This is a genomic window from Halomonas sp. 113, assembly GCF_904067645.1.
Classification (GTDB): domain Bacteria; phylum Pseudomonadota; class Gammaproteobacteria; order Pseudomonadales; family Halomonadaceae; genus Vreelandella; species Vreelandella titanicae.
The window spans coordinates 337,445-361,551 of sequence record NZ_LR881453.1; the positions used below are offsets into that span (position 1 = coordinate 337,445).

20 protein-coding genes, 1 rRNA gene and 1 other annotated feature are annotated in these 24,107 nt (G+C 55.2%); of the genes, 11 read left to right on the forward strand and 10 right to left on the reverse strand.

The features are described from left to right. Positions 1–120 precede the first annotated feature (120 nt). Both metK and ligB read left to right on the forward strand, forming a co-directional pair. Positions 121–1,341: a methionine adenosyltransferase gene (gene metK / locus YERSI8AC_RS01800; RefSeq protein ID WP_027958904.1), complete on the forward strand. Its 1,221-nt coding sequence runs from the start codon at positions 121–123 to the stop codon at positions 1,339–1,341. A gap of 126 nt (positions 1,342–1,467) precedes the next feature. Beyond that, positions 1,468–3,144, forward strand: coding sequence for an NAD-dependent DNA ligase LigB (ligB, locus tag YERSI8AC_RS01805; RefSeq protein ID WP_159175974.1), 1,677 nt, complete (start codon positions 1,468–1,470; stop codon positions 3,142–3,144). Here ligB and YERSI8AC_RS01810 read toward each other — a convergent pair. Continuing rightward, positions 3,141–4,076, reverse strand: a complete 936-nt coding sequence (locus YERSI8AC_RS01810; protein ID WP_159175975.1) for an AEC family transporter — start codon at positions 4,074–4,076, stop codon at positions 3,141–3,143. The two genes, ligB and YERSI8AC_RS01810, sit on opposite strands and share 4 nt — an antisense overlap. A gap of 142 nt (positions 4,077–4,218) precedes the next feature. Between YERSI8AC_RS01810 and metF the strand changes: the two genes are divergently transcribed. Continuing rightward, on the forward strand, positions 4,219–5,061 hold the full coding sequence (gene metF, locus YERSI8AC_RS01815) for a methylenetetrahydrofolate reductase [NAD(P)H] (RefSeq protein WP_138801675.1): 843 nt from the start codon (positions 4,219–4,221) through the stop codon (positions 5,059–5,061). A gap of 102 nt (positions 5,062–5,163) precedes the next feature. On the opposite strand, the gene YERSI8AC_RS01820 is transcribed toward metF, so the two are convergent. The 4 genes from YERSI8AC_RS01820 to prlC form a co-directional block, all read right to left on the reverse strand. Further along, positions 5,164–7,365, reverse strand: a complete 2,202-nt coding sequence (locus YERSI8AC_RS01820) for a TRAP transporter permease (RefSeq protein WP_022520977.1) — start codon at positions 7,363–7,365, stop codon at positions 5,164–5,166. 103 nt (positions 7,366–7,468) lie between these two features. Beyond that, positions 7,469–8,461, reverse strand: coding sequence for a TAXI family TRAP transporter solute-binding subunit (locus YERSI8AC_RS01825; RefSeq protein WP_138801677.1), 993 nt, complete (start codon positions 8,459–8,461; stop codon positions 7,469–7,471). A gap of 322 nt (positions 8,462–8,783) precedes the next feature. Further along, entirely contained in the window at positions 8,784–9,035 is a 252-nt protein-coding gene (locus tag YERSI8AC_RS01830) for a YheV family putative zinc ribbon protein (RefSeq protein ID WP_027958898.1), read from the reverse strand. 56 nt (positions 9,036–9,091) lie between these two features. Further along, positions 9,092–11,140: an oligopeptidase A gene (gene prlC, locus YERSI8AC_RS01835; protein WP_159175976.1), complete on the reverse strand. Its 2,049-nt coding sequence runs from the start codon at positions 11,138–11,140 to the stop codon at positions 9,092–9,094. A 193-nt stretch (positions 11,141–11,333) separates the two neighbouring features. Between prlC and YERSI8AC_RS01840 the strand changes: the two genes are divergently transcribed. The 3 genes from YERSI8AC_RS01840 to YERSI8AC_RS01850 all read left to right on the forward strand — a co-directional run bounded on the left by YERSI8AC_RS01840 (position 11,334) and on the right by YERSI8AC_RS01850 (position 14,069). Further along, positions 11,334–12,674, forward strand: a complete 1,341-nt coding sequence (locus YERSI8AC_RS01840) for a sodium-dependent transporter (RefSeq protein WP_159175977.1) — start codon at positions 11,334–11,336, stop codon at positions 12,672–12,674. A 48-nt stretch (positions 12,675–12,722) separates the two neighbouring features. Further along, positions 12,723–13,268: a gamma carbonic anhydrase family protein gene (locus YERSI8AC_RS01845; protein WP_039860901.1), complete on the forward strand. Its 546-nt coding sequence runs from the start codon at positions 12,723–12,725 to the stop codon at positions 13,266–13,268. 129 nt (positions 13,269–13,397) lie between these two features. Then, complete coding sequence (locus YERSI8AC_RS01850) at positions 13,398–14,069, forward strand: metal-dependent hydrolase (protein WP_027958894.1); 672 nt, start codon at positions 13,398–13,400, stop codon at positions 14,067–14,069. Here YERSI8AC_RS01850 and YERSI8AC_RS01855 read toward each other — a convergent pair. The 3 genes from YERSI8AC_RS01855 to YERSI8AC_RS01865 are packed head-to-tail and all read right to left on the reverse strand — an operon-like array spanning position 14,045 to position 18,109. Beyond that, entirely contained in the window at positions 14,045–15,427 is a 1,383-nt protein-coding gene (locus YERSI8AC_RS01855) for a sigma-54-dependent transcriptional regulator (protein WP_009288649.1), read from the reverse strand. The two genes, YERSI8AC_RS01850 and YERSI8AC_RS01855, sit on opposite strands and share 25 nt — an antisense overlap. Continuing rightward, positions 15,420–17,339 (reverse strand): sensor histidine kinase, encoded by a 1,920-nt coding sequence (locus tag YERSI8AC_RS01860; RefSeq protein WP_159175978.1) that lies wholly within the window; start codon positions 17,337–17,339, stop codon positions 15,420–15,422. The genes YERSI8AC_RS01855 and YERSI8AC_RS01860 overlap by 8 nt, the downstream gene beginning before the upstream one ends. Continuing rightward, positions 17,336–18,109 (reverse strand): GntR family transcriptional regulator, encoded by a 774-nt coding sequence (locus tag YERSI8AC_RS01865; protein WP_027958892.1) that lies wholly within the window; start codon positions 18,107–18,109, stop codon positions 17,336–17,338. The genes YERSI8AC_RS01860 and YERSI8AC_RS01865 overlap by 4 nt, the downstream gene beginning before the upstream one ends. A 298-nt stretch (positions 18,110–18,407) precedes the next feature. Between YERSI8AC_RS01865 and lldD the strand changes: the two genes are divergently transcribed. From lldD to YERSI8AC_RS01885, 4 genes are all read left to right on the forward strand, one after another. Next, positions 18,408–19,559: an FMN-dependent L-lactate dehydrogenase LldD gene (lldD, locus tag YERSI8AC_RS01870; protein WP_159175979.1), complete on the forward strand. Its 1,152-nt coding sequence runs from the start codon at positions 18,408–18,410 to the stop codon at positions 19,557–19,559. A gap of 264 nt (positions 19,560–19,823) precedes the next feature. Next, positions 19,824–19,900: a sequence feature (23S ribosomal RNA rRNA prediction is too short), on the forward strand. A gap of 149 nt (positions 19,901–20,049) precedes the next feature. After that, positions 20,050–20,165, forward strand: a 5S ribosomal RNA gene (rrf, locus tag YERSI8AC_RS01875). Positions 20,166–20,495: 330 nt separating this feature from the next. Further along, complete coding sequence (locus YERSI8AC_RS01880; RefSeq protein WP_022520373.1) at positions 20,496–20,684, forward strand: hypothetical protein; 189 nt, start codon at positions 20,496–20,498, stop codon at positions 20,682–20,684. 114 nt (positions 20,685–20,798) lie between these two features. Continuing rightward, positions 20,799–21,374, forward strand: coding sequence for an isochorismatase family protein (locus YERSI8AC_RS01885; protein ID WP_022520372.1), 576 nt, complete (start codon positions 20,799–20,801; stop codon positions 21,372–21,374). 10 nt (positions 21,375–21,384) lie between these two features. Here YERSI8AC_RS01885 and yaaA read toward each other — a convergent pair whose 3' ends face one another. Together yaaA and YERSI8AC_RS01895 are read right to left on the reverse strand one after the other, a co-directional pair. Continuing rightward, entirely contained in the window at positions 21,385–22,164 is a 780-nt protein-coding gene (yaaA, locus tag YERSI8AC_RS01890) for a peroxide stress protein YaaA (RefSeq protein WP_159175980.1), read from the reverse strand. A gap of 133 nt (positions 22,165–22,297) precedes the next feature. After that, a complete protein-coding gene (locus tag YERSI8AC_RS01895) occupies positions 22,298–23,329 on the reverse strand; it encodes an NADP(H)-dependent aldo-keto reductase (RefSeq protein WP_138800370.1) in 1,032 nt (343 codons plus the stop codon). A gap of 249 nt (positions 23,330–23,578) precedes the next feature. On the opposite strand from YERSI8AC_RS01895, the gene YERSI8AC_RS01900 reads away from it, so the two are divergent. Beyond that, on the forward strand, positions 23,579–24,073 hold the full coding sequence (locus YERSI8AC_RS01900) for a tetratricopeptide repeat protein (protein ID WP_009288545.1): 495 nt from the start codon (positions 23,579–23,581) through the stop codon (positions 24,071–24,073). Positions 24,074–24,107 lie beyond the last annotated feature (34 nt).

Consider the following 24,107-nt stretch of genomic DNA (forward strand, 5'->3'; position numbering starts at 1 on the left):
TCCCGACGCGGTAGAAAAGTAATGCTATCGCTTCACTAATACGGGCAGGGGACACCTGCCATGATTTCCTGCTGATGCTGTGGATTAAATACAGCCGTCATACAGAGGGTAGAGTGCGCGATGAGCGAATATTCCCTGTTTACCTCCGAGTCCGTCTCCGAAGGTCATCCCGATAAGATTGCCGATCAGATCTCTGACGCAGTGCTAGATGCCATTATCGCCCGCGATAAACAGGCCCGCGTTGCCTGTGAAACCATGGTGAAAACCGGGGTGGCGATCATTGCCGGTGAAATTACCACCTCCGCCTGGGTCGATTTAGAAACCCTCGTGCGTGATGTGATTATCAGCATTGGCTATAACTCGTCCGACGTGGGCTTTGACGGCGCGACCTGCGGCGTGGTTAACCTGATTGGCAAGCAGAGTGTCGAGATTGCCCAAGGCGTTGACCGCAGCAAACCGGAAGATCAGGGCGCTGGCGACCAGGGCTTGATGTTTGGCTACGCGACTAACGAAACCGACTCTTTTATGCCGGCACCGATCCACTACTCTCACCGGCTGGTCGAACGTCAGGCCGAACTGCGTAAAAATGGCCTGTTGCCGTGGCTGCGCCCGGATGCCAAGAGTCAGGTAACCTTCCGCTATAACGCCGAAGGCCAGCCCTGCGGTGTCGATGCCATCGTTCTCTCTACCCAGCACGACCCAGATATTGATCAGGAAGACCTGCGCAAAATGATCAAGCGCGAGGTCATCGAGCAGGTGATCCCCGCTGAGTGGTTGGATGACAGCACCCAGTACCATATCAACCCGACCGGCAAATTCGTGATTGGTGGCCCGGTAGGTGATTGTGGGCTGACTGGACGTAAAATTATCGTCGACACCTACGGCGGCATGGCACGCCACGGTGGTGGCGCGTTCTCGGGCAAAGACCCCTCTAAAGTGGATCGCAGCGCCGCCTATGCGGGCCGCTATGTGGCCAAGAACGTAGTAGCCTCAGGCCTGGCTGACAAGTGTGAGATTCAGGTCTCCTACGCGATTGGCGTTGCCGAGCCGACCTCGGTCTCCATCGACACTTTCGGCACCGGTAAAATTGACGATGCCAAGATCGTTGCACTGGTTCGCGAGCACTTTGACCTGCGCCCCTACGCGATCACCAAAATGCTTGATCTGCTGCACCCGATGTATCAGCTCACCGCCGCTTACGGCCACTTTGGCCGGGCACCGTTCGAGCACAGCTACACCTGGAACGACGATAAAGGCCAAGCGCATACCGAAACCTTTACCGCCTTCCCGTGGGAAAAGATTGATAAGGCTGAAGCACTGCGTAAGGCCGCCGGTTTGTAAGAGATTCGCTACACCGTTTGTAAGAAATGGATTAAATCGCCCCTTTGGCTTCGGCCGAGGGGCTTTTTTTATGTCCGTTGCGCTAGGCTAAGCCTAAAAGCTGATGTGTTACCGCGGGGGTAAGCAATGTTGTTGAGTGTACGAATTTGGCTATTGGGTAGCCTGATCTGGCTTGTCACTTTTTCCGCACAGGCTGCCCAATGCCCTGATTGGCCGGAGGAGCGCCTAAGCCGCGAAAGCAAGGCGCTGGCTGAGCAGGTTCACCGCTGGGACACTGCCTACCATGACGAGGGCGCCGCGCTGATCGATGATGCCCTTTACGACCAAGCGGTTGAGCGCCTAGCCACTTGGCAGCGTTGCCTGGGCACTGTACCGGATCATCGCCCGCTTACACGCGTTACACGTAGCAGCGGCACTCTTGAGCATCCGGCTGCGCAGCGTGGGCTTGATAAAGCCGATGACGATGGCGTCAGACGTTTTACCAGCCGCCGCGAAGACCTGTGGATCCAGCCCAAAGTGGACGGCGTGGCGATTACGTTGCGCTATGAAAATGGCGAACTGGTCGAAGCCGTTAGCCGTGGCGATGGCGAGCGGGGCCAGGATTGGACGGCCCGTGCCCGGCAACTCCCTGCCATTCCCAATACGCTACCCGAGCCTATTTCTGCAGTACTCCAAGGCGAGCTGTATTGGCGGTTAAGCCAACACGTGCAGTCGCGTTCACCCGCATCGGGTGCACGGGGTGCCGTGGCGGGAGCAATGGCACAAGCCTCCCCCACAGCGGCCACCCTTGAGCGTATTGGCCTGTTTGTCTGGGGCTGGCCCGATGGCCCTACCGCAATGCAGGAACGTTTAGCACGGCTAAGTGAACTGGGCTTTGATAGCGCTGACTACACTCATCCGCTGGATGACCGCCATGATGCCGGTTATTGGCGCGATAGTTGGTTTAACGGGCCGTTGCCGTTTGCTACCGACGGGGTGGTGATTAAGCAAGCCGAGCGACCCGGTGTACGCCGCTGGTCATCATCACCGCCTGAATGGGCCATTGCCTGGAAATATCCCGCCCAGCAGGCGCTAGCGGAAGTGCGCGGCATTGAGTTTCGCGTTGGGCGCACTGGGCGTGTGACGCCGCTGGTGTGGCTTAATCCGGTGCTGCTGGAGGGGCGGCGTATTAGCCGCGTCTCGTTAGGCTCACTGGAGCGCTGGGAGTCACTGGATGTCCGTCCCGGTGACCAAGTGGCGATTTCGCTAGCGGGATTAACGATTCCCCAGTTAACCGAGGTGGTGTGGCACACCCAGGAGCGCTCGCCGCTGTCACCGCCTTCACCCCAGCGCTTTAACCTGCTGAGCTGCTTTGAATTAACGCCCGGCTGCGATGATCAATTGCTGGCGCGGCTTAGCTACCTTGGCGAGCAGCTTGGTATGCAGGGTATCGGTGAAGGTACTTGGCAAGCGCTAATGGATGCGGGCGTAGTCACGCATTTACTGGACTGGCTGGATGTCGAACCGCGCCAGCTGCAACAGGCCTACGGCATTGGTGAGGCGACCGCTGAAACGTTACTGGAACAGTTTCAAGTCGCCAAGGGCAAGTCGTTTTCGGCCTGGTTAAGCGCGCTGGGGGCGCCGCCAGGTAGCGAGTCGGTTCGCGGGGATTGGGATGAGCTAGCGGGCTACCTGCGCGAACAGTGGCAAGCCGTTCCCGGCGTTGGCCCGGTTCGCGCTGACGCGCTGGTAGCATTTTTTAGCCACCCCGAGATACAGCACATGGCTCGACAGCTTAACGAAGCAGGTGTGGCTGGTTTTTAGCCTAGTCCTGTGAGACGCAGCATCAAACCCAGATAAAGCGGAATCAGCAGCGGCGCGAGCAGTGTCGTCACCAGCACCGCTAATGCGCCTTTTTGCGGTTGAATGCCCAGCTCCATGGCCACCACCACTACGTTGGAAGCCATGGGTACCACGCCTATCAACAGCAGCGCCATGGCCAGTTCCGTGGAAAGAGGCGCCGCCCACTGTAGTATTAAAGCGGCCCCCAACATAACGAGCGGCCAGAGCAGGTAGCGAAGACCCAGGCAGGTGGCTACAAAGCGTGAATCCCAGGCGGCAAGCGTTACTTGGCTAAGCGTCATGCCAATAATCATCATGCCCAGCAGCGTGTAGGTGGCGGGGAAGACTTGCAGCGAACTCATTACTGCAGCGGGTATGGTTATTTCAAGGGCGCTAAGCAGTAACGCGAATAGGAACGCATAGATAAGCGGTAAGCGAGAAATTTTGATCAGACTTTCACGTACGGAAAAACGTCCGCGTGCGCTAAGGTAAAAGCCCACGGTGAATTCGTAAATATTAATCCCCAGCATACAGAACAGGTAAAGAGTAACGCCTTCAGGGGGGAGCAAAATCAGCGCAATCGGTAGGCCGAAATAGCCGGTATTACCCGTTCCTGAGGAGAACGCCAGCAGAGCAGCCTCCTGTTCACCAAAACGGTGGCGAGTAATACGCTGTACCACCAGTGCCATCAGGCTTGCCAGAATGAACAGTGCTAATGTGAGTAAGAGGTAGTCAGGTGTTGGGCCGCCGTTCATCAGCGCGCGAAAAATCGTAAAAGGCGCTATCAGGTAAACCAGCAGCGTCGCAATCGGGCGAGGATCTAGCTTGAGTCGTTGGGCGGCGAGCCAGCCTAGCCCCACGTAGCTGAGTAGCATGAGTAGCGGCCCAACGAGCGCCCCAGGTGCAAGATCCATTTATCCTCCCGTCGTATGTGGTGGCTCGCTAACATGAGCCGAATTAAAGGCCAAGCGTGGAATCTTTCATTAGCCCCAGCGCGCTGGAACAGCGAGAATACCTCAAAATATCATCATGTTTGATCACTAATAAGGAAACCCCATGAGCAGCCATGAGCATCCGCTAGGTATCAGCTTTGAATTCTTTCCGCCCAGTACCGATGCTGGGCGCGACAAGCTGATTCACGTTCGCGATGAACTGGCCGCCCGAAAACCACGTTTTTTCTCGGTGACTTACGGTGCTGGTGGGTCTACCCAGGCGCGTACCCGTGAGGTGGTGCGTGCGGTCGGTGAAAGTGGCATTAATACCGCTCCGCATCTCTCCTGCATAGGCAGTGAAAAAGCGCAGTTGCGTGATCTGCTGGCGCAGTACCGTGAGGAAGGGGTCGAGAGCCTCGTCGCGTTGCGTGGTGATATGCCCTCAGGTATGGGAAGCATTGGTGAGCTACGTTATGCCAACGAACTGGTTGAGTTTATTCGCACGGAGACGGGCGCCCATTTCGACATCGCAGTGGCTGCTTATCCTGAATCTCATCCACAGGCGCCTAATCTTGATAAGGATGTGGAAAACTTTGCGCGTAAAATGAAGGCGGGCGCCAATATGGCCATCACCCAGTACTTCTTCACCGCTGACGCCTATTTCAACTTCGTTGATAAAGCCCGTGCGCTGGGCGTCGAGCAGCCGATTATTCCCGGTATCATGCCGATTACCAACTACACCAAGCTGGCGCGTTTCTCTGACGCCTGTGGAGCCGAGATCCCGCGCTGGATTCGCAAGCAGCTGGAGTCCTATGGCGACGACAGCGAAGCGATTGCTGCCTTTGGCACCGATGTAGTGAGCCGTCTTTGCCAGCGATTGCTGGAGGGCGGCGCGCCAGGCCTGCACTTCTACACGCTTAACCAAGCGGCGCCGGTGCTGAAAATCGTCGATAACCTGGCTGGTTAACCAAGCCGCTTTTCTTTGCCTACCTTGCGCCCATTAAAAAACCCCGCTCAACAATTGTTGAGCGGGGTTTTTTTACGCTTAGCATTTAACGGCTTAAATCAATCAGCCAGCTTGTGCCGTTTTGCTACCACCACCGTGCATCTTACGCTGCATCATGAATAGCACGATACCAATCGCAAGGCCGGCAATGTCGGTATAGATACCGCCGTAGATTAAAAACAGCGCGCCCACCAGCATGACGACACGCTGCACTAGGTTAACGGGGCCAAAGAACCACGCTTGAACCATACCAGAAAGCAGCACAATGCCCAGCGTCGCGGTTAACCCAACGCGCAGAATCTGCATCGGTGAGCCTTCCATCAGCATGGCCGGGCTGTAGAAGAACATAAACGGCACAATGAACGCGGCCAAGCCAATCTTGAACGAGGCCACCGAGGTGCCCATGGGGTTGTCGCCGGAGATACCGGCCGCGGCATAGGAGGCCAAGGCAACAGGGGGGGTAATCGCGGAGACGACCGCAAAATAGAACACAAAGAAGTGAGCAATTAGCGGTTCAATGCCGATATTGATCAAGCCGGGAGCGACCACGGAAGCGGCCACCGCATAGGCAGCGGTAGTCGGCATACCCATGCCGAGTAGAATACTGATCAGCATGGCGAACACTAGTGCCAGCAGTTGGCTCACGCCCGCTAAGCCAAGTAGCAGTGACGAGAAACGCGCGCCCACACCGGTCAGCGAGATAACCCCGACGATTAAGCCCGCGCAGGCGCACACGGCGATAATCTGAATCGACATAGTGCCCGCTATTTGCAGCGCTTTAAGAATCGCCCGAAAGCCCATTTTATTGGGTGAGAGCCAGCTAACCACTGCGGCTGACGCCGTGGCCAAGGTGCCCGCGCGGATCACCGAGTAGCCCATAAACAGGGCGACAATCAGGATAATAATCGGCGCGAACAGATAGACCTGTTTTACCAGCTTCGAGAACAGCGGAATCTCATCTTTGCGCATGCCACGCATGCCTTTACGGGCGGCTTCAAAGTCGACCATAAAATAGATAGAGGCAAAATACAGAATCGCCGGAATAACAGCGGCAAGGGCGATTTCGGTATAGGGAATACCGGTCACTTCGGCCATGATGAACGCGCCCGCGCCCATAATCGGCGGCATGATTTGCCCACCGGTTGAGGCGGCTGCCTCAATCGCGCCTGCGCTACGTGATGGGTAGCCGACTTTCTTCATCAGGGGAATGGTCAATGAGCCGGTGGAAACCACGTTACCTGCCGAAGTACCGTTAATCATACCCATCAAGCCAGAGGCAAAAATGGCCACCTTGGCAGGGCCACCACGGGCACGGCCAGCTGCGGCAAAGGCAAAGTTAACGAAGTAGTCGCCTACTTTAGAGGCCTGTAGGAAGGCAGCAAAAATAATGAACAGAATAATATAGGTCGACGACACGGCGGTGGTGGGGCCGAGAATGCCTGCGTCGGTATACACCTGGCTAAAGAAGCGCTGTAGTGACAGCCCCGGATAGCCTAAAAAGCCTGGCAGATAGGGCCCGGCGAAAACGTAGGTCAGGAAAACCGCAGAAATAACCACCAGGGCCAGGCCTGCGACCCGGCGGGTGAGCTCCAGAATCAGTAGTGAGCCCGCAATCGCCGCCCAGGAAATGCCTGACGGTGCGAAAGAGGTACCCGTCGACATGCGGATATTGGTGTTATAAGCCACTAACAAATAACCAGCGCTGGCCAGCGCGCAGACCATCAGTACCAAGTCTGCAGGATTGAAGCGATGACGTGCCTGACGATAAAACCATGACAACACAACAGCCGCCGCTGTCGTCGCCATTAACGGGTAGCCGTAGTGCCAGTTTTCAATGCTCGGGTCGATGCGCATGGCGCCGCCGCTGAGCGTTTGATACATCAACAGAACTTGCGCCAGAGTATAGGCGGCAGGAATCAGTAACGCGTAGCTAAGCCATTTGATCCAGGCACCTGACGCCTGGTGATCGTCGTCGGCAAAACGGGCACCAGAAAAGAGCCCGTAACCGAGAATAAGCGCACCGGCAATATGCACGATACGAAACGACCAGGTTTCCATCGGATACACGTTGAGTGAAATCAGATGGAAACTTGAGTAAGCGATCGCTAATGCCGCAAACAGTAGGAACTGCCAGCCCGTAAACAGGCGGCGATTGGGTTCAACAACGTCTTCATCGACACCATCGGCAATGGACTCTGGTATCACTGACGCCGCGTGGGCATCATCCTTGAGATCATTGGGGTCTTGGTCGGTTTTGTGACTCATTAGAGTTCACCCTCACAGCAAAAGCAGACAAAGGGGTAGCAGCAGCGAAAGCTGCCCCGCCCGGCTGGGCCGGAAACGGGGCAGTCAGAACGGTAAACGTTGCTTAGTTGATCATGTCATCAGCAATTTCATAGCCGTTCTCTTCGTACCAGCGTGCAGCGCCGGGGTGAAACGGCAGCACGGTGTTGTGCTTGATGTTTTCTGGAATGGTGGTTTCAGCGCTGCGGTGCACAGAGCGCATGCGGTCGTTGTTTTCCATGGTCGCCTTGGTGACTTCATAAACGAAATCTTCCGGCAGGTCGCAGCCTGCGATAGCGAAGTTCCACATGGAGACAGCGCGGGCATCTTCTTCCAGCGTCGTATAGGTGTTGGCCGGAATCATGAATTCAGCTACGGGGAAGTTTTCCAGCACCGTGGCCAGCTCTTCCTCGTTAAACTCAATAATGTTGACGTCAGTTTGTACTTCTAACTGGCTAACGGCGGGAATCGGAATGCCGGCAGCGAAGGCGACCACGTCAAGCAGGCCATCCTGCAATTGACCGCCCAAGTCTGACCAACCGCCGTTGCGACGCTCAAAGTTAACGCCCAGGGTTTCTAGAATCGCTGGGAAGTAGGTGTCAGAGGTTGAGGCAGCCGGGCCAAAACCGATGCGCGCGCCATCAGGAATATCGGAAATTGACTCAATACCGCTGTCAGAAAGCGCGGTAATGGAGAACGGCGTTTCGTACATGGGGAACATGGCGCATACATTGTCCATCTTCATTCCAGGCGCTAGCGGACTTTCACCTTTAACGGCATCAGAAGCAGGGCCCATGGTGGTTAAGCCAAATGCCATATCGCCTGTGTGCACCAGGGCCAGGTTTTGAGTCGGGCCACCGGTGACTTCACCACCGCCAGATACACCCAGCTCATCAGCGATAAAGTTGGCCCAGCCTGAACCGTAGACGAAGTAAGTGCCGCCTTGGCTAGCGGTGCCCACGGTAAAGTTGTCGGGCCAATCAGAGCGGTCTGCTTGCGCTTGGGCACTGCTGGCAGCGGCTACAAGCAGAGCGCTGCTGGCGAGAAGAGTGAACGTTTTAGGCATATGTTTGCGCATGGCGAAAATTCCTAGCTGTTATTGGGGTTATATACTGACAGCGTCGATAAATGCGGCCAGTCGATACTGCGTTAAGCAGGGTATCCAAAGTATTTAACAGCGATAGTTGTGCCATTTAAGGGTTATGATTTTTAAATCAGATGCTTATGATTTTTTTATTCAACTTTGGTGGAAAGCACTTTTTGTCATAGTGTCCGATTGTTCGCACGACAATGGTTATTTAGTGTGCGGATAACCGCACACTAAATGGTGTTGCCTGTACGCTATCGGCTTGTGGGGCGTTAAGGAAAGAATGAACACGCCATCCTTGGCGGGGAGGGAGTTAACGCGAGGATTTACCTGGATCCAAAATACGTACGGGTTGCACATCCTGCTGCTTCTGATCGTCACGTACCTGGTTGACCCGGGTGGTCATTTCGGTAAGCGCATCCTCTTCGATGGGCAGTTGCTCGAAGAAATCGCAACTGACGCATTCTCGGTAGCGAATACCGTTTTGCTCCCAGGCACGGATCCGATCCATCGCTGCGCAGCGCGGGCAAGTAACACCGGCGATAAAGCGTTTCACACTAGACATCATTAGACTCCAAGAGCGCGCTCTCTAAGTGGAGGGCGCGCATAGGTTTTGCAGATTTAAGCAGCGCGAATGCCGCTATGGCGCAGTAGCGGTTCGACGCTCGGCTCTCGGCCTCGAAAGGCGACAAAAAGGTCGGCTGCATCGCGGGCGCCGCCCTGCTCCAGGATTTCGCGACGAAAGCGCTGGCCCGTTTCAGGATCGAAAATACCGGTCTCTTCAAAGGCGCTCCAGGCGTCCGCCGAGAGCACTTCAGCCCACTTGTAGCTGTAGTAACCAGCCGCATAGCCACCGGCAAACACGTGGCCAAAACTATTTTGGAAGCGGTTGAATGGCACTTTCGGCAGCACAGACACCGCTTCGCGCACCTCATCTAACAAGGCTTGCACATCGCTGGCGCTGGGGGCGCTAAGTTCATGGTGCAGACGCAGATCAAACAGCGAGAACTCGATTTGGCGCATCATACCCATGGCTGACTGGAAATTCTTGGCTGCCTGCAGGCGCTCAAGCAGCTCTGCTGGCAGCGGTTCACCACTATCCACGTGTTTGGCGAGTAGATCTAAGCCTTCACGCTCCCAGCAGTAGTTTTCCATAAACTGGCTGGGCAGCTCTACGGCATCCCAAGCGACGCCGTTAATGCCGGAAATATCGGCGATCTGCTGCTGGGTCAGCATATGGTGGAGGCCATGGCCAAACTCATGGAACAGCGTGGTGACTTCGTCGTGGGTGAGCAGTGCCGGGCGGCCGTTTACCGGGGCAGTAAAGTTGCAGGTCAGGAAGGCGACGGGCAGTTGCAGACCCTGCTCGGTTTGACGACGCACCCGGCAATCGGCCATCCAGGCACCGCCACGCTTACCTTCGCGGGCGTAGAGATCCAGATAGAAACCGGCAATGGGTTGGCCGTTTTCGGTGATGCGGAAATAGCGCACGTCATCATGATAGCGGGGTGCTTGGGTATCTTCTTCAAATCGCACGCCGTAAAGGCGTTCAACCACCTGAAACAAGCCATCGATTACCTGGGGTGCTGGAAAATAGGGGCGTAATTGCTCCTGGGAGATCGAGTGGCGCGCTTCGCGTAGTTTTTCGCTGGCATAGGCAACATCCCACGGTTCCAGCGTCTCTAGGCCGAGTTCTTCTCGGGCATAAGCACTGAGTTCTGCAAACTCCTCCTTCGCCTGAGGCAACGCACGGCGGGCTAAGTCGTTGAGAAAATCGAGCACCTGCTCGGGAGATTCCGCCATTTTGGTGGTGAGAGAGTAATCGGCATAGGTGGCAAAGCCGAGCAATTGGGCCATTTCATTGCGCAGTGCCAGGATCTCTTCCATGATCGCCGCGTTATCGAATTTGCCCGCATCTGGGCCTTCATCAGACGCACGGGTAACAAAAGCGGTATAGACCTCCCGGCGCAGCTCGCGGTTATCGGCATAGCTAACCACCGGGAAGAAGCTGGGGAAATCCAGGGTAATACGGTAGCCCGCAACGCCTTTCGCCTCGGCGGTGGCTTTTAAGGTGTCGAGAGCACTTTCCGGCACCCCCGCTAACGTCTCTTGGCTATCGATGTCCTTGTGCCATGCCTGGGTAGCATCCAGCACGTTATTGGAGAACTGATTTGACAGCAGTGAGAGCCGCGACTGAATCTCGCCGTAGCGGGCTTTCTGGTCAGCAGGAAGATCAACACCGGCAAGGCGGAAATCGCGTAGGGCGTTCTCCACGGTGCGCCGCTGTGCGGCATCCAGGTGCTTCCAGGCCGGGCCATCTTTCAATGCTTGCCAGCCATGAAATAACCCTTCGTGCTGGCCTACCCAGGTGCCGAAGTCGGAGAGCTTCCCAAGGCATGCCTGATACGCTTCGCGCATTTCCGGCGAGTTCATGGTGCCATTGAGGTGCGAAACCGGTGACCACGCCTTGGTGAGCCGATCATTCACCGCTTCAAGGGGCGCTGCAAAAGTGTCCCAGGTAGGCGGGGTAGCGGCTGCCTGCTCGGCGAGGCGATCAATGGCCTCTCGGCTTTCGCTTAGCAGCGTCTCCACGGCAGGCTCCACGTGCTCGGCGCGAATCTCAGCAAAGGGGGGCAGCGCGTGCGTTTCAAGCAGCGGATTGGTGGACATGGGCACCTCGATTGGCATCGTTTTAAAAACCGTTAGTGAGCGCAAAACGCGCAATAATAATGACACAGTGCGGGCGGTGGTGCTGTGTTTCAATGTTAGCCTCAACAACTATGTTTAATGCCAGGGTTTGGCCTGCACGCAAGCGCCTGCTAGTCTTGCCGCCTTTTAATGCCACCAATGGCAGGAGCATGTGATGAGCGAAACGCTGGAGCGCTGGGGGTCGAAGCGGGCCTTTATCTTGGCGGTAACAGGTGCTGCGGTGGGGTTAGGCAACATCTGGCGCTTTCCTTACGTGGCCGGAGAGAACGGCGGTGCGGCGTTTTTACTGATTTATGTGGCGTTTGTGCTGCTGCTGGGTATTCCGGTCATGATGGCGGAGATTCTGATTGGCCGTGCTGGGCGACGCGGGCCAATGCAAGCGTTGAGTGTCTTGGCGGCCGAGGCGGGGGCTTCGCCTCGCTGGCGCTGGTTGGGGCTATTCGGGGCGTTCACCGTGTTCTGCATTTTATCTTTCTACTCGGTGGTGTCCGGCTGGTCGATTGAGTTTTTGGTGGCCTCTGTTAACGGCCATTTCAATGGCGCGAGTGCCGCAGAGATTGGCGCCGGTTTTGAAGCCTTCTTGGCCAACCCTGGGCTGCTGATCTTCAACCACTCGCTATTTCTGTTTATGACCATGACGGTCGTGGCGGCGGGTGTTGCCAAGGGGTTAGAGCGGCTCAATAACCTGCTGATGCCGCTGCTGTATCTGTTGTTGCTGCTATTAGCGGGCTATGCCGCGACGACTGATGGCTTTGCCCCCGCCTTGGCGTGGCTGTTTTTACCCTCTTTCGAGGCGATAACCCCGGCGGTGGTGGTTCACGCCATGGGGCACGCGTTCTTTACTTTGGCGGTGGGCGCCTGTGCTTTGATGGCGTATGGCGCTTATATGCCGGAAGAGCAAAGCCTGCCTAAAGCCGCTGTGGCAGTCGCCGTACTCGATATTAGCGTGGCGTTACTGGCGGGGATCGCTATTTTCTCGGTGGTATTTGCTCAAGGCATGGATCCCACTGATGGCCCAGGGTTAATGTTTGTCACCCTGCCCATTGCGTTTTCTGAGCTGCCCTGGGGCTCTGTATGGCTGAGCGTGTTCTTCTTACTGCTGCTACTGGCCACCTGGACATCGGCCATTAACCTCGCGGAGCCGATGGTCGCAACGTTACAGGGTTTGGGGCTGCGTCGCAGTATCTCGACTGCCATTGTGGCGCTCAGCGTCTGGTTGATCGGGCTGTTATCGGCCTTCTCTTTTTCAACCCTGGCGGAATTTCGGCCGCTATTTGGACGCAATGTCTTCGAGCTTGTCAGCAGTATACCGCCGGATGTTTTCCTGCCTTTGGGCGGCCTATTGATAGCGGTTTTTGCCGCTTGGGTAATGCCTCGCGATAAAGTGGTAAGCGCGTTAGGCGTTGGTGAAAGGGGCTACCTGGTGTGGCGCAATATCATTCGCTGGGTGTCGATTCCGCTGACCTTTATTGTTCTGCTGGCCGGGTTGCTATAGTGGGGTAACTGAATTCTCTAAGCTATCCAACAACCCTAGGAGCGAGTTATGAGTAGTGCATTAAGGCCCTATCAAGGTATGGAACCCCAATTGGGTGAGCGCGTTTATATTGATCCGGCCAGTGTGGTCATTGGTGATGTGGTGATGGGTGACGACTGCTCTGTCTGGCCGATGACGGTTATCCGTGGCGATATGCACCGTATTCGTATCGGTGCGCGTACCAGCGTGCAGGACGGCAGCGTGCTACATATTACCCACGCCAGTGATTTTAGTCCGGAGGGGTTTCCGCTCACCATTGGCGATGATGTGACCATCGGCCATAAAGCGATACTGCATGGCTGCACCTTGGGAAGTCGGATCCTGGTAGGGATGGGCGCGATTGTAATGGATGGCGCGGTCGTTGAGGACGAGGTCATTATTGCCGCAGGCGCCGTGGTAACGCCGGGTAAGCATTTGGAGAATGGCTATGTGTATGCCGGTAACCCCGCCAAAGCGATGCGACCACTCAAAGACAAAGAGCGTGCTTTCTTTCCCTATACCGCAGGTAACTACGTTAAATTGAAAGACCGCTTTCTGGCCGAAGTCACCCGCTAGCGACTTTTTCTAAGCTTTCCCTAAGCGATTGCTAAGCCAACCTTTTTTCTTAAATTAGTCATGTCGCGAACACTAAAAGTCTGTTAATTTATACAGTTTTCTGTTTTGCAGACTTTAGGATGCCGCGTCATGGCTAATTTTCGCACGCATATTACGGTGGCAGCGGCGGGCGGCATGCTGATAGCTTACGTAGGTTGGAAAGGCCAGTGGTGGCCACCCTCCCAAGCGCTGGTGATGATTGCATTAGTCACCTTTGGCGGCATTTTGCCCGACATTGATGCTGATCGTTCCCACTCTATCCGTTTGATATTCAATCTGCTTTCGGTGCCCGCCTTGGTATTAGGCGCCTTGTTGTTACAGCCATGGCTCACGCCGGGCGCGTTGTTGATTGCCTGTGGCGGAATCTACTTCTGTGTGCGCTATTTGGCGGGGGTGCTGTTCTCGCGTTTTACCGTGCACCGCGGTATTTGGCATTCACTGCTAGCGGGCGGGCTATGCAGCCTGCTCACCGCCGCGTTAAGTTTTAATTTGCTCAGCCAACCAGCGTGGCTAGCGTGGTCTCACGGTGCGGCCACCTTAGTAGGGTTTTTGATCCACTTGAGTTTGGATGAGATATACAGCGTTGATCTTGAAGGCGCGCGGCTAAAACGCTCGTTTGGTACGGCGCTCAAGCTAGGCGACAGCCGGCGGCCAATGTCTAACCTGCTAATGTTGATTGCCACATTAACGCTGGTGCCCTGGGTGCCGCCCTGGTCTGTCTTGGGGGAGTTGTTGCATCAAGGCTCGCTGCTGTGGCGATAGTCGTCGGCATTGAGGCCGTGCTTTTTAAGTTTGTCGTAAAAGGTTTTGCGCGGAATGCCCAAGTGGTGACAAACATCGGTTACCCGTCCATGGTAGCGCGACAGAGATTGGCTGATCAGGCTCTTTTCAAACAGCTCTACCTGGCGCGGCAAAGTAGGCTCTTCGGTGTCGGCGTTGACCCCTTCCAGCAGCGCATCCAGACGATAGTCAAAGGCGGCGCCCAGTAGCACGTAACGCTCGGCAAGGTTCCGCAGCTCGCGCACGTTGCCGGGCCAATCATGGGCCAGCAGGGCGGCAATGGCGGGGCTGTCGAGGGTCGGTGCTTCTAGCCCGCTACGATTGGCAGCGACCACGGCAAAGTGCTGGAACAGCAAGGGGATATCCTCACGCCGCTCGCGCAGAGCAGGCAGCGGCAGGGTGACAACGTTTAGCCTATAGTAAAGGTCTTCGCGAAAACTCCCCTCTTCGGAGGCGGCTTTGAGATCCACCTTGGTGGCCGCAATCACCCGAATATTGAGCGGAACTGTTTCATTGGCGCCTAACCGCTCAACGCTGCGTTCCTGCAGCACCCTCAGCAGCTTGACCTGCAGCGCCATGGGCATCGATTCGATCTCATCCAGAAACACGGTGCCGCCGTTAGCGTGTTCAAACTTGCCGATTCGCCGCTCTACTGCACCCGTGAAAGCGCCTTTTTCATGGCCAAACAGCTCGGACTCAATGGTGTTTTCGGGCACCGCGCCGCAGTTGATCGCCATAAAGGGGCTGTTGCGCCGGCCGCTGCGTTCGTGAATTGCACGGGCCACGAGGTCTTTACCGGTACCTGTTTCACCGAATAGCAGAACGTCGGCTTCTACTTGGCTGATACGCTGAATCATCGCCGCGAGCCTGGATATGATGGGTGTGCGCCCAACGAGTCGCGGTCCCAACGCGGCTTGTTGCACTTCAAGTTCAGCTTTAAGACGGTGGTTTTCCAAGCTGAGTTGGCGCTTCTCTATGCCTCGGCGTACTACGTCCAGCAACTGATCACCGGCAAACGGCTTCTCAAGAAAATCCCATGCTCCTGCGCGCATGGCTTCTACGGCCGTGGAAATGTCGCCGTGACCGGTGATTAAAATAATCGGCAGAGTGGCGTCGCGGCTGTGTAACTCATGGAGCAGTGCCATACCATCCATTCCCGGCATGCGGATATCACTGACAATGACACCTGGGAAGTCCGGTGTTAATGCTGCCAGGGCTTGTTCCGCTGATTCGAAGCAGTAGGGCGTGTAGCCTGCAAGCTCGAGGGTTTGGCTGGCGGTGATCCGTAGATGCGGTTCGTCGTCGATCACCATGACCGGCAGCGTCGACGGCTCATGCATACGAGGAGTTCTCCTGGGGGTGAGTTAGCGGTGAGTGGGGCAGGGCGATAGTGAAGCAAGCGCCGCCTTCGGGTCGATTAGTTGCCTGTAACTTGCCGCCTAAATCGTCCATGATACGCGACGAAATCGAGAGTCCTAGGCCTAAACCACTCCCCGGCGCTTTGGTGGTAAAAAAGGGTTCAAAAATATGCCCTAAGTGCTCCTCGGGAATGCCAGGGCCATTATCGGTAACGCTAATAATGACCTGCTGCTGGTGTATTTGGGCGCCCAGAGTAAGTTGTGGCGCAGGTACGCCTTTCATGGCCTGCAGCGCATTACCGATTAAATTGACCAACACTTGTTCCAGACGCACTAGATCGCCTTGCACCCATAGTGTTTCATTGGGCCACTCCTGAGTAATGGAGATGTTGCCTTCGCGCAGGCGGCTTTGAAACAGGCGAAGAGCATAGTCGATACAGGCTTGTACCGAAATCGCCTCCTGGTGCTCGCTGCTCTTACGTGAAAACTGGCGCAGCTGAGCGCTGATGTCCGCCATACGCTCGGTCAGTTCAACAATTTGTTCAAGGTTGGCATCCGCTTTTTCGTGGCGTGCTAATGCCATAAAACGGCGGGCGTTTTCCGCGTAAGCGCGAATAGCCGCCAGTGGTTGATTAAGTTCATGGTTGATGCCCGCGGCGAGCTGCCCCAACACAGCGAGTTTGGCGGCTTGAATAAGCTCGTCTTGGGTCTGGCGTAAATTGGCCTCTGCACGGCGGCGCTCTTCAATTTCATCCGATAGGCGTTGGTTGCTGGCCACCAGATCACGGGTGCGGCGCTCTACGCTTACCTCAAGTTCGTCACGCACGCGTGCCAAGGTATTGCGCTCGCGCTCGGCAAACGCTTCGCGTTCACGGCGCAGCCGTAGGCGCTGCCAGCCAATACCTGCGCCGAGAGTGACCACGCCGTAGAGGCCGCCTGCCATGAGGGCGGCAATCCACTGAGCGCTAATCACCGGTGTTAGCGGCTTTAAAATATGCATTTGCCAGCCAAATTCAGGGACATGTCGGGTCAAACTAAGATAGTCGCTACTGCTCAATGGGCCTTGGGAGAAACTGACCAACTGGCTTCCCTGTCGGTAAGGTGCATTGATTTCAATACCCGAGGGTGACAATGGCTCCATGGCATAGCGGCGCGTTTCTCTTAGGGCTTGACGCTGCTCATCGGTGAGTGGGTAGAGCGCGTTCATGCGTAGTTCGGGGTGGCTGGCCATGAAAATGATGTCATCGCTATCAGTGACAAATAGCTCGGCATCCTGCTCAGCCCAGCTCTCTTCAACATCATCTAAAAGCACTTTAACTACTAGCACGCCGTCTGGCTGTGCATCGGGCGAGGTGTCGTCTAGCCATATGGGCGATGAAAAGTAGTAGCCCCGTTCAAGAGACTTGATGCCCAAACCAAAAAAGCGCCCCTGGCCTCCGGCAATGGCATCGGTGTAGTAGGAGCGGAAAGCATAGTTCTGGCCAATAAAGGTGTTAGGGCGGTGCCAATTGCTGGCGGCGATCGTGTCGCCATCGTGATTGAGTAAATAGACGTCTGAAACCCCCGCTGTAAAGCGGAAACGATCCAGTAGCATATTTAGCGGCATCGGGTCTTGGCTATCGGGAGAGGCCAAAAAACGCTGCACGCCTTCCCGAGTGGCAAGCATTTGCGGCAAGTAGTCGTAGCGCAGTAAATAGCCGTTTAAGTTGGCGGCAGACAGCCGCAGCTCGTTTTCGGCATCATCCTGTAAGTTGGAAAGCGCTTGTTCACGCGCCAACTGGGCGGCCTGCCACATGCAAAACAGCAAGCCGAGTGAAATAACCAGCAGCCACAGGCGCCGCCAGCGTGGCGGCAAGGGGGTGGGCGCTTGGTTATTCATACCAGCGCTGTTCATGCTGACGTCTTACTACTGCCTTGAGCGCGGCGAAGGGCACGCTGGGCGCGCGTCTCAGCCCTCGCCATCTCAAGTAGACCTTCTTCGACAAACACTAAGTGCTCATGAGCGCGAGTGCGGGCATCCTCCGCGCGGCCTTCCAAAATGGCATTGAGTAGGGCGCGGTGCTGTTGCATTAACTGACTGCGCGAACCCTCCTTGGCGAATAAATGGGCCAGGTTATTTACAATGCTCTTCTCTAGCAGGTGAAAAATGCCGCGAATGGTATGCAGCAGTAGAACATTGTGAGCAGCTTCGGCAATCGCTAAGTGGAACGCTGCATCTAGTTTGGCTTCTTGGATAGGGTCGGCACCGGCAAAACCGCCGTCGAGCTCTTCAAAGCGCTGAATAAGCACGGACTTATCGGCGGGTGTTGAGCGCAGCGCAGCGTAGTAGGCGGATATACCTTCCATAGCGTCGCGGAATTCAAGTAAGTCTAGGTTAAATTCGCCGTGACGAGAGAGCATCTCCAGCAAGGGGTCGGTATAACCATTGCTGAGGTCATCGTTAACAAAAGTGCCGCCGCCTTGGCGGCTGGTTAGTAGGCCACGAGCGGCTAGTTTCTGAATAGCTTCCCGTAAAGAGGGGCGCGAAACACCAAACCGTTCGGCTAATTCACGTTCGGGAGGTAAGCGCTCGCCTGGTTTTAGGCTGCCTTCTAGCATCATAGCTTCAAGGCGTTCAGTAATTACATCGGCCAAGCGCTGCTGGCGGAGCGGTGGGTAGCTCATATTGAATAGCTCATGTCGATTTGCGTCCGCAATTGGTAAGACCAATATTAAGATCTTTGAGGTTTGATCTCAAGCGTCTGCGAAGTAGGATTTAACGCTAATAAAACGCATTAATAGCGACTTTAAACTAAAGTATAGCGGGATGAGGTGCTAAGGAGTGATATCACCGTTTGACACGCTTAGGGCGGCTCACTACTGTTGGTGCTAGTTTTTTTGTCAATTGGTAAAACCAATTTTCCACTTTGGGGCGCCGGTGTATAGCGCATCCATTGTATAGGGCTATTACACAGGGCTATCCATGATCATTTCTGCTTCCACTGATTATCGCCAAGCGGCCAAGCGTCGTATCCCCCCTTTTCTATTTCACTACGCTGACGGTGGTTCCTACGCGGAGCATACGCTGCGACGCAATGTTGAGGATCTTGCTGGTGTCGCTTTGCGTCAGCGTGTGTTGAAGGATATGTCTTCACTATCATTGGAGACCACACTGTTCGGCGAAGCGCTTGCTATGCCGGTCGCCTTGGCGCCGGTGGGGTTGGCAGGAATGTATGCTAGGCGTGGTGAAGTGCAAGCTGCGCGGGCAGCTGCTAATAAGGGGGTGCCGTTTACACTGTCGACAGTATCGGTGTGTCCAATCGACGAAGTGGCCTCTGCGGTTGATCGGCCTATCTGGTTTCAGCTTTATGTGTTGAAAGATAGAGGATTTATGAAGCATGTCTTGGAGCGAGCCAAAGCCGCTGGCGTCAAGACACTGATCTTTACCGTCGATATGCCCGTGCCGGGGGCACGCTATCGAGATGCACATTCAGGCATGAGCGGTAAGCGCGGCCCAATGCGGCGTATGCTTCAAGCAGCAACACACCCTTTTTGGGCCTGGGACGTGGGTGTTAATGGCCGTCCCCATGACTTGGGTAACGTGTCTGATTATCGCGGCAAGCCAACGGAGCTAGAAGACTATATTGCCTGGCTGGGTGACAACTTTGATCCGGCCATCTCATGGAAGGACTTGGAGTGGATTCGTGAGCTCTGGGAGGGTCCAATGATCATCAAAGGGATTCTCGACCCCGAGGATGCTCGTGATGCGGTTCGCTTCGGCGCGGATGGTGTCGTTGTTTCCAATCATGGTGGTCGTCAGCTAGACGGTGTCCCCTCTACCGCGCGTGCGCTGCCTGCTATCGCTGATGCGGTTAAGGGCGATTTGGCCATTCTAGCCGACTCCGGCGTACGCAGTGGACTTGATGTTGTGCGCATGATCGCCATGGGGGCGGATACCGTATTGATTGGGCGTGCTTTTATCTATGCACTTGCTACAGCCGGAGAGGCGGGCGTTTCCCATCTGCTTGAGCTGTTTGAAAAGGAGATGCGGGTTGCAATGACGCTCACCGGGGCGCGTAGCATCGCCGACCTAGGGGCTGATTCGCTGGTGCCAGACTCGCTCCGCGGTATCTGAGGGCCATTGTCAGTACCTCTATCAGTATTAGGGTTAAAAACCGCTTGCCAACCCGTCAGCGAATCCGTAAAGTACGCATCCGCTGCCGGGGACGCCAAGCGTTACCAGCGGTGAATGAAGTGTAAAAGCTTCGGTTTGTCAGGTAGTTAGTGCTTTTACGAAAGCCAGCGGTTTTGGATGTGGTCAGGTTTGCATCGAAAACAACGCCCTTGACAACCACCAGGAAATGCGTAGAATACGCCTTCCTCGCTGAGGCAAGCCAGNGGCCCAGCGAGACCAGCTGGTTGATAGGCACGGTGTGGAAGCGCTGCAAGGCGTTGAGCTAACGTGTACTAATGGCCCGTGAGGCTTGACCCTATAACACCCAAGGGGTCTGGTCGCGATGATGACGTCAATGAAAACCGGATACGCAGCGTGTGGCCTGATTCAAAGGAGAACAGGCGGCACAATGAGACGCACACAAACAGCATGATATACATTTAAAGTTACGCCTGACGACCATAGCACGCGTGAACCACCTGATCCCTTGCCGAACTCAGAAGTGAAACCGCTTAGCGCCGATGGTAGTGTGGGGTCTCCCCATGCGAGAGTAGGTCATCGTCAGGCACTTATTATGAAAAATCCCCCAGGGCTGATGCCTTGGGGGATTTTTTTTGCATGGTCGTGAGGGGTAAATAGTGAGGAGTGAGGGGGAATAGTGAGTAGAAAACGTTGGTGTAGGGGTATCTAACGAATACCCTGCTCACACCTCACACCTCACACCTCACACCTCACACCTCACACCTCACACCTCACACCTCACACCTCAGCGCGATTTCCAGGCATTTTATTCCAGATATAACAATAGCTTGTGCATTTAACATGGTATTGTTGCCACGCAGCATCTAGTATTATGTTGCACGTACCCAGAAGTAAAATCTCAGGAGGAGAAACGGTATGACGACGCAAGTAGCCAAGAAGTTAGCAATCGCTCTATTTATGGCTTTGATGGCAGGCGGACTGATCGCTTGTGATGATCAAGGGCCTGCTGAAGAAGCGGGTGAAAGCATTGATGACGCCGCAGAAGATGCCGGGGAGAGCATGGAAGAGCTCGGCGAAGATATGGAAGAAGCGGCCGAGAACTAGGCCGAGCATTTGTTTGATGAGTTAACCGAAGCAGTCGCTGAAAAGCGGCTGCTTTATTGTTTGTATCGCGTCTATTATGGTTAGCCTGAATAACGATAAAAATGAGGTGGCAACGTGCTACTACAACGCGATAAAAGCCTGTTGTTAATGGTCGATTTCCAGGCGGGTCTGCTGCCTGTAATCGATGGTGGTCAAGAAGCCATGAATGAAGCGGCTTGGCTAGGCGAAATGGCGTGCTTGCTTGAGGTGCCTGTATGGTTAACCGAGCAGTCTCCAGAAAAACTGGGAGGATCCTCGGCATCACTGCTCGCCTGCCTGAATGACTATCGGCTCTGGCAGAAACAGCATTTTGGGGCCATGGCGGAAACTGAATTTCGTGAAGCGCTAAACGCAACGGGTAAAACACAGATTGTACTGTGTGGAACAGAAGCGCACATCTGCGTGCTGCAAACGGGTTTAGGGCTATTAGAGGCAGGTTACGAGTTGTACTGGCTGAGCGACGCCTCTGCCAGTCGACGCCCGCAAGAGGCTGCGTTTGCCCGTGAGCGCGCCTGCGCGAGCGGTGCTGTGGCGGTGACGGCAGATATGGTGGCTTATGAGTGGCTTCACCGCTGCGATACAGCGCTGTTCAAAGAGGCGCACCAGCGCTTTTTAAAGCCGCGCGCGTCACGCCCCGTACGTTTCTATTAGGCCATTCGCTTTAGCGATCGGCTTCTTTACGAGTGAAAACGAAGGTATCCCCCTGGGATGCCGATGCATCGAAACGATAACCTGCCACATCGAACGCCTTGAGTTCATCTGGATCGTTGACCTGTTCCTGGAGAAGCCAAGCGCTCATCAGTCCACGCGCTTTTTTGGCGTAGAAGCTGATGATTTTAAAGGTGCCGTTTTTCTCATCTTTAAACACCGGCGTAATGATCCGGGCATTAAGCTGCTTGGTATCTACCGCTTTGAAGTACTCATTCGAGGCGAGATTAACCAGCACGTTGGAGCCGCTTTCTGCAATGGCTTCATTAAGTGCAGGTGCCAGGATGGGCTTCCAATAGGCATACAGATCCTTACCGGCACTGTTAGGCAGCTTGGTGCCCATTTCCAGGCGGTAGGCCTGAATCAAATCCAGCGGCCGCAGCAGGCCATATAGGCCAGAAAGTATGCGCAGATGCGACTGTGCGTAACGGTTCTCCGCTTCGCTGAAGTTTTCTGCTTGCAGGCCGGTATAAACGTCGCCCTGAAAAGCCTGTGCAGCAGGTTTGGCATTGCTCAGAGTGAAAGGAGGGTGCCACTCCTCAAAACGCGCCGCATTCAGGCCCGCCAATTTATCGCTGATACCCATGAGTTCGCTGATTTGCTGCGGCGAGTAATCACGCAAAATAGTGATAAGCGCTTGGCTGTGTTTCAGAAAGTCGGGTTGTGACACTTGCTCTGTGGTCGGTGGGGTTTCAAAGTCCAGCGTTTTGGCGGGAGAGATAACGCTCAGCATCGCATGCTCCTGGTCGTGCCCTGATAAATAAAAGCCTGATATAAGTGGGCTCAGTATACCAAGCCTCGGCAAAGGCCGAGGCTATAGCGGTGATAGCCTTATGAGAGTCGGCTGTTTTTAAGGGCTGTTTGTTTTAAGGACAGGGATTGGGCATACGGCGGTGAATATCTTCGATTGCCTCTAGCACTTCGTTGTCCAGCTTGAGGCTCTCGCTGGCAAGATTGCTTTCCAACTGCTCCATGGTGGTCGCACCAATGATATTGCTGGTCAAGAAGCTGCGAGAGTTAACAAACGCCAGCGCCATTTGCGCAGGGTCTAGCTCGTGCTTTTCAGCAAGCGCAACGTAAGCCTGGGTGGCCGCCTCGGCTTCGGGCGAGGTGTAACGCTTGAAGCGCTCATACAGCGTCAAACGACCTTTGGGTGGTTGCGCGCCATTCAGGTATTTACCTGAGAGGACCCCAAACCCTAGCGGTGAATAAGCAAGTAGACCGACATCTTCACGGTGGGCAATTTCAGCCAAACCAACTTCAAAAGAGCGATTTAGAAGGTTGTAGGGGTTTTGAATAGACGCCACGCGCGGTAAATCTAGCTTATCGGCAAGCTGCAGTGAGCGCATCACGCCCCAGGGCGTGTCATTAGAGAGCCCAATAGCCCGTACTTTGCCTGCATCAACCAGCTCTTTCAGCGCATCAAGCGTCTCTTCTAGCGGCGTCGCATCTTCGTCTTCGCTATGAACGTAGCCTAGCTTGCCAAAGAAATTGGTTTGACGGTCGGGCCAGTGCAGTTGGTAAAGGTCAACGTAATCGGTGTTCAAGCGCTCCAGGCTTGTATCGATGGCCTGATGAATATGCTCACGGGTTAAACGCGGGCCACTCCGTATATGGTCAAGCCCTGGGCCTGCGGCCTTGGTGGCTATGATCAGATCGTCCCTGGCGCCACGCTGCTTAAGCCAACTGCCAATATAGCGCTCAGTTAAGCCCTGGGTCTGGGCCATGGGCGGAACGGGGTACATTTCTGCGGTATCAATAAAATTGATGCCAAACGCCACGGCTCTATCAAGCTGCTCGTGGGCTTCAGCTTCGCTGTTTTGCTCGCCAAACGTCATCGTGCCTAAACAGAGTCGACTTACCTCCATGCCGGTTCTGCCAAGTGGGCGCGTTTGCATTTTTATCTCCTTACTAAGGCGGAATTGCCACAAGATAAGCCACCATTACCAGGCTGGTAAACGGCGTACGAATGGCATGTTAGCGAGGCTCATTGCAAGCAGCAAATTAATGGGGTTGAGTCGTCGCAAAGGCAGGCGTATGCTTGCCAGCCCATCGACCGGCTAAAGGCCGGTTTCTCGTGTGGTTGGCAGTTATTTTTGTGACTGCTAGCCCAAGGTTCCAACAGACGACAGGCAGGGTGGTTTGCCATGCTGCAGGCATCAACGTTGTTTACTCGGCTAGAATTTCGCCTAGCTGAACGGCTGTTTCATAATCACTGGCTGTTGCCGCGTTCACCGCGCACCCAGCGTTTAACGATGCGCTTGTTTAAGCGCTGTGCGGAAGCGGGTCACCCAGACGCGCTCTCCGTATACGGCCATATGCTGTTTCATCGCAGTCAGACGCCCCAGGACAAAGCGCGCGGAGCGCGGTACGTTCTGGAAGCTGCGCATGCCGGGGATGTAAAGTCACAGTACCAGGTGGCACAAATCCACGAACATGGCTGTGCCCAGTACCCGCGCCGTGAAGATTACGCGGTGACCTGGTACGCACGCGCCGCCCAGTCTGGGCACTATCTCGCCGCAGAGCGGCTTGCTCGCGCTTATCGCCTGGGTGAATTAGGCTTGGCGGTAGATGGTGAGCGTGCGGCTTACTGGCAGCGACAGGCGGATCAGCTGGCACTAAATAGCGTGGCCGCCGCATGAAGCGTTACCGCGTTTTGATTGAGTGAGGAAGGTT